A 10,687-nucleotide genomic window follows, 5' to 3' on the forward strand; every position below is an offset into this window, starting at 1 on the left:
ACCGTGACGTTGGACAGCGGCAAGGTCATCACCATTGCCGAAGGTCAGAGCTCCGGTAGCCTGCCGGTCACCGTCGGCAACGACGTCTACACCGGTCCAACCACCGTCACCGAGTCGATTAAATCGGCCGACGGCGGCAACCTCGAGTCCCTCGATCCGGTGAAAACGCCAGTGACCACCACGGTCAACGACGTCAACGACACCACCACGGTAACCCTGACCGCGACCCCGAGCGTGGACGAGAACGGCACCATCACCTACACCGCGACCCTGACCGATGCCCAGGGTAAACCGGTCACCGCACAAAACGGTCCGGTCACCGTGACGTTGGACAGCGGCAAGGTCATCACCATTGCCGAAGGTCAGAGCTCCGGTAGCCTGCCAGTCACTGTCGGCAACGACGTCTACACCGGTCCAACCACCGTCACCGAGTCGATTAAATCGGCCGACGGCGGCAACCTCGAGTCCATCAACCCGATCAAGAGCCCGGTGGAAACCACGGTCAATGACGTCAACGACACCACCACGGTGACCTTGACCGCGACCCCGAGCGTGGATGAAAACGGCACCATCACCTACACCGCGACCCTGACCGATGCCCAGGGCAAACCGGTCACCGCGCAAAACGGTCCGGTCACCGTGACGTTGGACAGCGGCAAGGTCATCACCATCGCCGAAGGTCAGAGCTCTGGCAGCCTGCCGGTCAGCGTCGGCAACGACGTCTACACCGGCCCGACCACCGTCACCGAGTCGATTAAATCGGCCGACGGCGGCAACCTCGAGTCCATCAACCCGATCAAGAGCCCGGTGGAAACCACGGTCAACGACGTCAACGACACCACCACGGTAACCCTGACCGCGACCCCGAGCGTGGACGAGAACGGCACCATCACCTACACCGCGACCCTGACCGATGCCCAGGGTAAACCGGTCACCGCGCAGAACGGTCCGGTCACCGTGACGTTGGACAGCGGCAAGGTCATCACCATTGCCGAAGGTCAGAGCTCCGGTAGCCTGCCGGTCACTGTCGGCAACGACGTCTACACCGGTCCAACCACCGTCACTGAATCCATCAAGGACGCAGTGGGTGGCAACCTGGAATTGGTGTCGCCAAACACAACGCCAGTGACCACCACGGTCAATGACGTCAACGACACCACCACCGTGACCTTGACCGCGACGCCGAGCGTGGACGAGAACGGCACCATCACCTACACCGCGACCCTGACCGATGCCCAAGGCAAGCCGGTGACCGCACAAAACGGCCCAGTGACCGTGACGTTGGACAGCGGCAAGGTCATCACCATTGCCGAAGGTCAGAGCTCCGGTAGCCTGCCGGTCACCGTCGGCAACGACGTCTACACCGGTCCAACCACCGTCACCGAGTCGATTAAATCGGCCGACGGCGGCAACCTCGAGTCCCTCGATCCGGTGAAAACGCCAGTGACCACCACGGTCAACGACGTCAACGACACCACCACGGTAACCCTGACCGCGACCCCGAGCGTGGACGAGAACGGCACCATCACCTACACCGCGACCCTGACCGATGCCCAGGGTAAACCGGTCACCGCACAAAACGGTCCGGTCACCGTGACGTTGGACAGCGGCAAGGTCATCACCATCGCCGAAGGTCAGAGCTCTGGCACCCTGCCGGTCACTGTCGGCAACGACGTCTACACCGGTCCAACCACCGTCACTGAATCCATCAAGGACGCGGTGGGTGGCAACCTCGAAGCGATCAACCCGATCAAGACCCCGGTCAGCACCACGGTTACCGACGTCAACGACACCACCACCGTGACCTTGACCGCGACCCCGAGCGTCGACGAGAACGGCACCATCACCTACACCGCCACGCTGACCGATGCCCAGGGCAAACCGGTCACCGCGCAGAACGGTCCGGTCACCGTGACGTTGGACAGCGGCAAGGTCATCACCATTGCCGAAGGTCAGAGCTCCGGTAGCCTGCCGGTCACCGTCGGCAACGACGTCTACACCGGTCCAACCACCGTCACTGAATCCATCAAGGACGCGGTGGGTGGCAACCTCGAAGCGATCAACCCGATCAAGACCCCGGTCAGCACCACGGTTACCGATGTCAACGACACCACCACCGTGAGCCTGACCGCCACCCCGAGCGTCAACGAAAACGGCACCATCACCTACACCGCGACCCTGACCGACAAAAATGGTGCCCCGGTTACCGCGCATAACACGCCAGTCACCGTCACGCTGGACAGCGGCAAGGTGATCACCATCGCCGTTGGCCAAAGCTCCGGCACCCTGCCGGTCACGGTCGGCAACGACGTCTACACTGGCGCGCCAACCGTTACTGAATCAATCAAGACCGCCAGCGGCGGCAACCTTGAAGCCATCGGCATGGACAAGACGCCAGTGTCGACCAGCGTCAGTGACGTCCAGGACTCCACCACTGTCAGCATCAGCGGCAGCACCTCGGTAACCGAAGGGCAGACTGCGAGTTACACCGTCAGCCTGACTCACCCGGCCCAGACCGAAGTGACGCTGAAAATCGTCTACAGTGGTACCGCCGCCGACGGTTCTGACTTCACCGGTGTCTACACCGTGAAGATCCCGGCGGGCGCCAGCAGTGCCAACTTCAACGTCGCGACCATCGATGACAAGATCACCGAAGGCACCGAAAACTTCGTGGTCAAGATTGACTCGGCCACCGGAGGCAACTTCGAGAACCTGGCGATCAGCGCGTCCAACGGCAGCGTCAGCACGTCGATCATCGACAACGATGCACCGCCAGCACTGGACCTCGACGCCAACAACTCCAGCGGCACCACCGGGGCCGACTACAAGGTGACGTTCACCGAAAACACTGCCGGTCCTGGCGTGTCGATCGGCGATACCGACCTGAGCATCACCGACCCGGACAGCACCCTGCTGACCAGCGCGACCATCGTGCTGACCAACCGTCAGGACGGCGATGCGCTGAACCTGGGCAACAGCGTCAACGGCATCACCATCAATGCCAACAGCACCAATGGCACCGTCACCCTGACCCTGTCGGGTAGCGCGACGCTGGCCGACTACATGCAGCAGATCAAGAACATCACCTTCACCAACAACAGTGAAAACCCGAGCACCGTACCCCGGACCATCACCGTGACGGTGACCGATGGCAGCAACTACTCCAACACCGCGACCACCACGGTCAACGTGGTGGCGGTCAATGACGCACCGGTCGCAGCACCGATCAACGTCATCGGCACCGAAGACACGCCGCTGATTCTCGGCTGGTCGACCTTCGGTGTCAGCGACGTCGACAGTCCGGCCGCCAGCCTGGGCGTGAAAATCACCCAACTTCCGGGCGAGGGCAAACTGCAGTATCTGGACGGTTCGACCTGGAAAGATGTCGCCACCAACCAAACGTTCAGCAAGGCTGATATCGACGCTGGCAAACTGCGCTTCACGCCGGATGCCAACGAGTCGGGCGTGGACGGATATGGCGGTACCGGATTGGGCAACAACCAGGCCGACTACGCACAGATCAAGTTCCAGCCAACCGACGGCCAGGCCCTGGGCAACACCGGCACGATCAAGATCGACATCACCCCGGTGGCGGATGCGCCGACCCTGAGCGTTGCCGATAACAGCGTGAAGTCCACCGGGCTGATCAAGGAAGTCTGGACCGGTCTGTCGGGCCTGGGCACCAGCGGCAACGGTGCGGACTCGACCACTCTGAAAAACGTGATCGACGCCGCAGGCACACCGAACTCCAAAGGCACCGTGACCAACGTGCAGTCCGACGGTAGTGTGACCGCCGGTACGGCTTCGAAAACCTCTGGCCTGATCTACCTCGAAGCCGGCAAGACCTACACCTTCAGCGGTACCGGTGATGACAGCCTGCTGGTAACCATCGGCGGCAAGAACGTAGCCGCGATTACGTGGGGCGCGGGCGGCAACCTCAATGGTTCGTTCACCCCGACCACCAGCGGCTACTACACCCTGGACATCTACCACCATAACCAGAGCGGCCCGGGCAGCTATGACGTCAACCTGTCGGTCAATGGCAGCACGCCGATCGACCTGAGCAGTGCCGGCGTACCGATTTACACCGGCGTGACGGATCTGGTGAATGCCGGCGTGACCGTGTCCGACTTGCACGGCACCAATGGCGAAGGCTACTACGACGGCTACAAACTCAATACCGGCGCCGAAGGCACCAGTGTGAAATTGTCCGCCATCACCACCGCGATGACCGACACCGACGGCTCGGAAAGCCTGAGCCTGAAAGTCAGCGGCATGCCAGTCGGTTCGGTGCTCACCGACGGCGCGGGACATACCTTCACGGTCACCGCGACCAGTGGCGAGGCCAACGTGACGGGCTGGAGCCTCGGCTCTCTGTCTGTCACTCCACCACCGTACTACAACGGACAGTTCAACCTGACCGTGACCTCGACCTCCACCGAGGCCCTGGGCGGTTCGGTCAGCAGCACTTCGCAAATCCCCGTGACCGTGTACCCGACGGTCTATAACGCCATCACTGCCACTGCAGCCAATGACACCCTCTCGGGCACCGACGGTAATGACATCATCGTCGCCGACATCGGCGGCCTGACCGTGGTGCCGGGCACCAACTACAACATCGCGTTCATGGTCGACAGCTCCGGCAGTATGAGCTCCTCGTCGATCAACTCTGCCAAGGACTCACTAACGTCGGTGTTCAACACCCTCAAGCAAAGCCTGGGCAGCAACTCGGGTACGGTGAACATCTTCCTGGTGGACTTCGACACCCAGGTCAACAAGTCGGTGTCGGTGAACCTCAAAGACCCGAATGCGTTGACTCAGTTGAAGGCGACACTGGACTCGATGTCATCCGGCGGCGGCACCAACTACGAGGACGTGTTCAAAACCACGGCCAACTGGTTCCAGAGTGCGGACGCCGTGGCCAATACCGGGGCGAAGAACCTCACGTATTTCATTACTGACGGCAAGCCGACTTACTACCAGAGCGGCGAGTCGACTAACCCGACCCTGTATGGCAGCACAACACTCGATAGCCTGATCACTACCAGCAACTATCAGCTGGGTAAAGCGATCAGCCTGTTCCCCGACAGCACGCACCAGATCGACATTACCGCCTCGGGATACGTGACGGTCTGGACCAAGAGCAGCAACGGCAACGGCAACGGCAACGGCAACGGAGGTAGCTGGTCATCCAAGGACTTCGGCTATCTGCATGCCCAGGGTGACGGTACCTACGAGTTCTCGGGTCGTGACGGCGACGGCAACAGCACCGACTGGGACACCACCAGCAACTCCACCGGCAGCTTTGCACTGCTGAGCAACCTGTCGAATGTCGAGGCCATTGGCCTCAACAGCGGAGTGAGCCTCAACGACCTGAAGCCGTACGACTCGAATCAAACGCCACAAACCAACATCGATCCGAAGGATCTGGCCAACTCGATCATCGGCCATACCGAAGCGACGATGCCGGGTCACGACACCGTCAACGGTGGCGAAGGCAACGACATCCTGTTCGGCGACCTGGTGAGTTTCAACGGCATTGCCGGTGAGGGTTACCAGGCCATGCAAGCCTTCGTGGCGCAGCAATCCGGCGTGGAAATCAGCAAAGTCACCACCAGCAACGTGCACCAGTACATCACCGAACATTACAACGCGTTCGATGTGTCCGGTGCCCATGATGGCAACGACACCCTGCTGGGCGGTGCGGGCAATGACATCCTGTTCGGCTCGGGTGGTAACGATAACCTCGACGGTGGCAAGGGCAATGACATCCTGCTCGGCGGCACCGGCAACGACACGTTGATGGGCGGACAGGGCAACGACATCCTGATCGGTGGTTCCGGTGGCGACACCTTCGTCTGGAAAGCGGGCGACACCGGCACCGACGTGATCAAGGACTTCAAGGCCAGCGAAGGCGACCGGATCGACCTGCGCGATCTGTTGCAGGGCGAAACCGGCAGCACCATCGACAACTTCCTGAAGATCACCACGGTCGATGGCGTGTCGTCGCTGCAAGTCAGCTCGACCGGTCAGTTCAACTCGGGCAACGCCGCAGCCGCCACGCCGGACGTGACGATCAAGCTGGAGGGCAACAACTGGTCAAGCGCCAACCTGCACAACCTGATTGCCGGTAGCGACCCAACCATCAAAATCGATCACAACAACAGCTGATGCATGAAAGCGGCCGCCCCTTCTGGGGCGGTCGTCACGTTTGTGCCCACTGCCCGGTGACGATTTCGTCGCTGCGCCACATACTGGCGCGCAGTTGACCTATGCTGCTGACAGCATGACGCTGGTTCAATTCTGAGGGATGCTCTATGTTTTACGTGCAACGCGATGCGCAGGGCCTGTTGGTACGCGTGGAACCCGCCGCCTACGCCGAGGCCACTGAAACGCTGCCGGCCGACAATCATGAAATCCAGGCCTGGTTTGCCAATGCGGCGGTGGAGAACAGCCTCAAACAGCTCAAGCAAAGCGACCTGGAAATGATCCGGGTACTCGATGACTTGATTCAGGTGCTGACCCAGAAAGGCGTGATCCGCGTCACCGATCTGCCGACGGCGGCCCAGGCCAAACTCATGGACCGAAACCAGGCCCGTGAAGCCTTGGGTGGCTTAAGCCAATTGATCGATGATGAAGAGACCGGGCTGATCTGACGCCCCCTCCGATCACTCCCGCGCCCTGCGTGGGAGCGATCGAATCAGCGCCAGGGCTTGGGCTCGCCGAACAACTGGCCCTGCACACCGTATAGCCCCATCTCGCGAATCACCGACAACTCGCCTTCCGTCTCGACCCGCTCGGCAATCAGCGGCAAATCAATGCTGTGCGCCGCTCGCTGGATCGCCTCGATGAACAGGCGCTTGTCACTCTCAAGGTCAATCGAGCGAATGTAGCTGCCATCGATCTTGAGGTACGCCAGCCCGAGCCGCGCCAGGTTGCCGATCATGCTGAAGCGTCCGCCAAAACGTTGCAGGCTCAGTGAGAAGCCGAGTTCGCGCAGGCGCCGGGTCAACTGCTCCAACACTGCCTGATCAGGCAGTTGCTCTTCGCCAATCTCCAGGGTCAGACGCGGGCCGAGGTTGGAGTGCGCACGCAGTAGCTCGAAGATTTTGTTTTGCGCCTGCGGGTCGCCCAGGGTCGCCGATGACAGATTCAGCGCCAGCGACTCCTCATGCTCGCTCATTTGCGCCAACACCCGTTCGAGCATCAGCCGATCCAGGCGCGCGGTCCAGCCGAAGCGCTCCAGCCATGGCAGAAAACGCCCGGCGGGGATGCTCTGGCCGTGCTCGTCGAGCAGTCGCGACAGCACTTTGTAATGCAGTACCAGTTGCGTGTCCTGGGCGGCCACTACCGGCTGGAAATACAGCTCGAAGCGCCGCTGTGTCAGCGCCTGGTCGAGCATCTGATGCCAGGCGTGGTGATCGTCGCCGACACTGGCCGAGAGGCTGTGTTCGAGGCAGGCCCAATTTTGCTCGCCCTGACCTTCGGCCTGGGCCAACGCCTGATCACCGAGGCTGAGCACGGCTTGCGGCGAGTCACCGTGAGCAAAAGGTGCCAGGCCGATAGACGCCACGGCAGCCACATCAGTGGCGCCGGTAGCGTGCAGACTGGCCAGGGCGCTATCGAGATTTTGCGCCAGTTGCAGCGCTTCTTCGCGCACCAGCCCCGGCGCCAGCACGGCAAATTCGCCACCACGGATACGGGTGACCAGGTTCTGGGTTTCCGGGTACTTGGCGCACTCGCGAGTCAGTTGCTCACCGACGGCCTTGAGCACTTCATCGGTGCGCTGGCCACCGAGACGCTGGTTGAGGCCGGCCAGATCCTTGACCCGCAACAGCAGCAGATAACCGGAGCTGGCCTGCTCCGGGTTGCTCACGCGCGCATTCAGTTGCATCTCGAAATAGCGTCGGTTGGCCAACCCGGTCAACGAATCTTGATAGGACTCGACCCGCAGTTTTTCACTACGCTCGGCCTGTTCCTGGAACAGCGCCTTGAGCTTCTCGACCATCTGGTTCATTGCCTGCACGACCCGGCGAAGCTCGGGAGTGCGCGGCAGTTCCGGCAGGCTGAGGAACTCCCGTCGGGCGATGGCGTGGGATTGCTGGACCATGTAATCCAGCGGTCGCAATTGCTGGCGCAGCAACAGCGCGCCGAGCACCGCACTGACGGCGCCACATAGCAGCAACCAGCCCAGGCTGCCCAAGGCGCTTTGCCATAACTTGGCCAGCGCGAACATCGGATGGCTGACGACCTCGACCCGGGCAGCCTGCTCCCAGCCGCGGCTGACGATCGCATCACCACCGGCGGGCTCCAGGCCGATCAGTTTGATGAACCAGTCCGGAACGTTGTTGACCGCCGGAATGCCCGTGCGCTCAACCAGGGGCTGGTCGGTCTTCAGATCGACCACACGGATGCTCGCGTAGTAACCGCTGTCGAAGATCGAGCTGACCAGCAACTCGACCATCGCCGGGTCGTCGATATTCGGGGTCAGGGAAAGCGCCAGCGCGGTCGCAGCGTCCTGGGCATGGGAACGTAACTGATTGACGTACTGCGTGCGCGAGCTCTCCAGGCTGACCATGAAACTGCCGGTGAAGGCGACCACCAGGAACAGACAGATAGCAATCAACAGCTGTTTGAACAAAGACATCTGAGCACGTGCTCCTAGTTAGTCGTCTCGACCGGGAATCCTTCGGCCTGCATTTTCTTCAACACATCCTGCCAGCGCGACAGACGTTTGGTATCGCCGACCTTTTTGTTGCCTTTGGCACCCGGCAACCACAATCCTTCTGCGTTGAAAGAGTAGACCGGCAGCAAATCCTTTCGTTGGCTGGCCGGCTTGATTGCATCAATCAGGCTGTCGAGCACCAGGGGCTCGGCCTCCGGACTTGAGTAGTAGGTCAGCACCATGTGCGCGCGGTTCTGGGTCAGTGCCTTGACGTAGGTAATACGCAGCTTTTCACTGGCTACACCGAGGTGACGCAGGCTGAAGTACTTGGCAATAGCGTAGTCTTCACAGTCGCCGGCGCCTTTCCACAGGGCTTCGATCGGAGTTTCCCAGTAGTCGACTTCATGCCACAGATCAATGTCTTCAACGTATCGAAGCTGCTTGTTGAAGAAGCGATTGACCACGTTGAGTTGTTCCGACTCGCCTATCTGCTTCTGACTGGCCAACAAATACTGCCAATCGTTAATGCGTTGCTGACCCTCTCCCAAAGATCCGTACAATGCCTGCGCCCGCCGGCTGATCAGGGAAAAGTCCCAATCGGCACTCAAGCTGCCCAGCATCACGCCCGCCAGCAGCAATGCGCTGCACAGCCAACGTAAAAACCGGGGGATCGTTAAACATGCCGCCAATGCGAGGCATCCTGGGTAGACAGGAGAGAGTCGTTCGAATGGTGAAGGTTAGTCCGGAAAAAGACAATGGCACGGTGAGATCACTGGCGGCGCGCTAAACTGCAGGAAAGGCATTCGTTCACTTGTTTGACAAGCTGTCAGGCAGTCACTAGTGTCATTTGGATCCAAAAAAATCATTATTCAGGGTGCGTTTAGTGACACAAAAGCCCAACCCTCTGAGCAGTATCAAGGTCAACGGGCCGATTCCCGCACATCTGGCTCGCTCGGTGATCGAAGAAACCCTGCGCGCGGCGATACTTGACGGGCGCATCCCTTGTGGTGCGGCCCTGCGCCAGCAGGACCTCGCCGACCTGTTCGGCGTCAGCCGCATGCCCGTGCGCGAAGCCTTGCGCCAACTCGAAGCACAGTCGTTGCTCAACGTGGTGGCCCATAAGGGTGCCGTGGTCGCACCGCTGGTCCAGGGAGACGCCGTGGAAACCTACGCGCTGCGCATCCTGCTGGAGTCCGAAGCCCTGCGTCTCTCGGTGCCATTGCTTCAGGACGAAGATCTCGAGCAGGCTGCCCGCTACATCAACGAACTCGAAACGCAAAGCGACTACAGCGAAATCGGCCGGCTCAACCGCTTGTTCCACATGACGCTTTACTGCCGAGCACCCAATCGCCGGCTGTTGAAACTGGTTGAAGACGGCCTGAATGAGGAAGAGCGGTTCCTGCGTTTCAACCTGGAAGCCATGGGCCTGGGCAAACTGTCCCAGGACGACCACCAGGCACTGTTGCGTTCCGCCAAGGACCGGGACGTGGAACGCTCCGTGAAGTTGCTCGAGCATCACCTGAACCGAGCGGTCGAGGTCATTACGCGCTACCTCAACAGCCCTGAAGTCCAGGCCAGAAACACACCGAAGTAACCCCCCAGCGGCAAGTACAAGACGTGAGAAAGCCCGTTGTGGAGAGACTCCACAACGGGCTTTTCAGTACCCCTGAAACGACAAAACCCCTGTCTGCTAACGCAGACAGGGGTTTGGGAATTCAATCTTGACGATGACCTACTCTCACATGGGGAAACCCCACACTACCATCGGCGATGCATCGTTTCACTTCTGAGTTCGGGATGGGATCAGGTGGTTCCAACGCTCTATGGTCGTCAAGAAATTCTGTGACCAGCCCGTTAGAACATCAACGTGCCAGTGAAAATTGGTGACTTCTACTAAAACAAAACCCCAACTGCTTTCGCAATTGGGGTTTCGGAATTTAATCTTGACGATGACCTACTCTCACATGGGGAAACCCCACACTACCATCGGCGATGCATCGTTTCACTTCTGAGTTCGGGATG

At 60.4% G+C, this 10,687-nt stretch carries 4 protein-coding genes, 1 rRNA gene and 1 pseudogene; 3 read left to right on the forward strand and 3 right to left on the reverse strand.

Annotated features, from left to right (window positions below; all coding sequences use genetic code 11):
* Both KW846_RS29555 and KW846_RS29560 read left to right on the forward strand, forming a co-directional pair.
* Positions 1 to 6,171 (forward strand): annotated as a pseudogene (locus KW846_RS29555) (LapA family giant adhesin); the annotation flags it as partial.
* Between the two features lie 146 nt (positions 6,172 to 6,317).
* Positions 6,318 to 6,656: a hypothetical protein gene (locus KW846_RS29560; RefSeq protein ID WP_015092944.1), complete on the forward strand. Its 339-nt coding sequence runs from the start codon at positions 6,318 to 6,320 to the stop codon at positions 6,654 to 6,656.
* Positions 6,657 to 6,700: 44 nt separating this feature from the next.
* Here KW846_RS29560 and lapD read toward each other — a convergent pair whose 3' ends face one another.
* Positions 6,701 to 8,647, reverse strand: a complete 1,947-nt coding sequence (gene lapD / locus KW846_RS29565; RefSeq protein WP_218486451.1) for a cyclic di-GMP receptor LapD — start codon at positions 8,645 to 8,647, stop codon at positions 6,701 to 6,703.
* A gap of 14 nt (positions 8,648 to 8,661) precedes the next feature.
* Positions 8,662 to 9,354, reverse strand: a complete 693-nt coding sequence (gene lapG / locus KW846_RS29570; protein WP_218486452.1) for a cysteine protease LapG — start codon at positions 9,352 to 9,354, stop codon at positions 8,662 to 8,664.
* A 194-nt stretch (positions 9,355 to 9,548) separates the two neighbouring features.
* On the opposite strand from lapG, the gene KW846_RS29575 reads away from it, so the two are divergent.
* Positions 9,549 to 10,259 carry a GntR family transcriptional regulator gene (locus KW846_RS29575; protein WP_218486453.1) on the forward strand — a complete coding sequence of 237 codons (711 nt, stop codon included), beginning with the start codon at positions 9,549 to 9,551 and terminating at the stop codon, positions 10,257 to 10,259.
* Positions 10,260 to 10,384: 125 nt separating this feature from the next.
* Here the strand turns inward: KW846_RS29575 and rrf are convergent.
* Positions 10,385 to 10,500 (reverse strand): 5S ribosomal RNA (gene rrf / locus KW846_RS29580).
* Between the last annotated feature and the right edge of the window lie 187 nt (positions 10,501 to 10,687).

This window comes from Pseudomonas sp. PDM32, assembly GCF_019219225.1.
Taxonomy (GTDB): Bacteria; Pseudomonadota; Gammaproteobacteria; order Pseudomonadales; family Pseudomonadaceae; genus Aquipseudomonas; species Aquipseudomonas laurylsulfatiphila.

What these genes read in the sequence shown, in the direction of transcription:
- KW846_RS29560 (WP_015092944.1), top strand. Translation starts at nt 6,318, where the DNA reads ATGTTTTACGTGCAACGCGATGCGCAGGGCCTGTTGGTACGCGTGGAA.
- lapD (WP_218486451.1), bottom strand. Translation starts at nt 8,647, where the DNA reads ATGTCTTTGTTCAAACAGCTGTTGATTGCTATCTGTCTGTTCCTGGTG.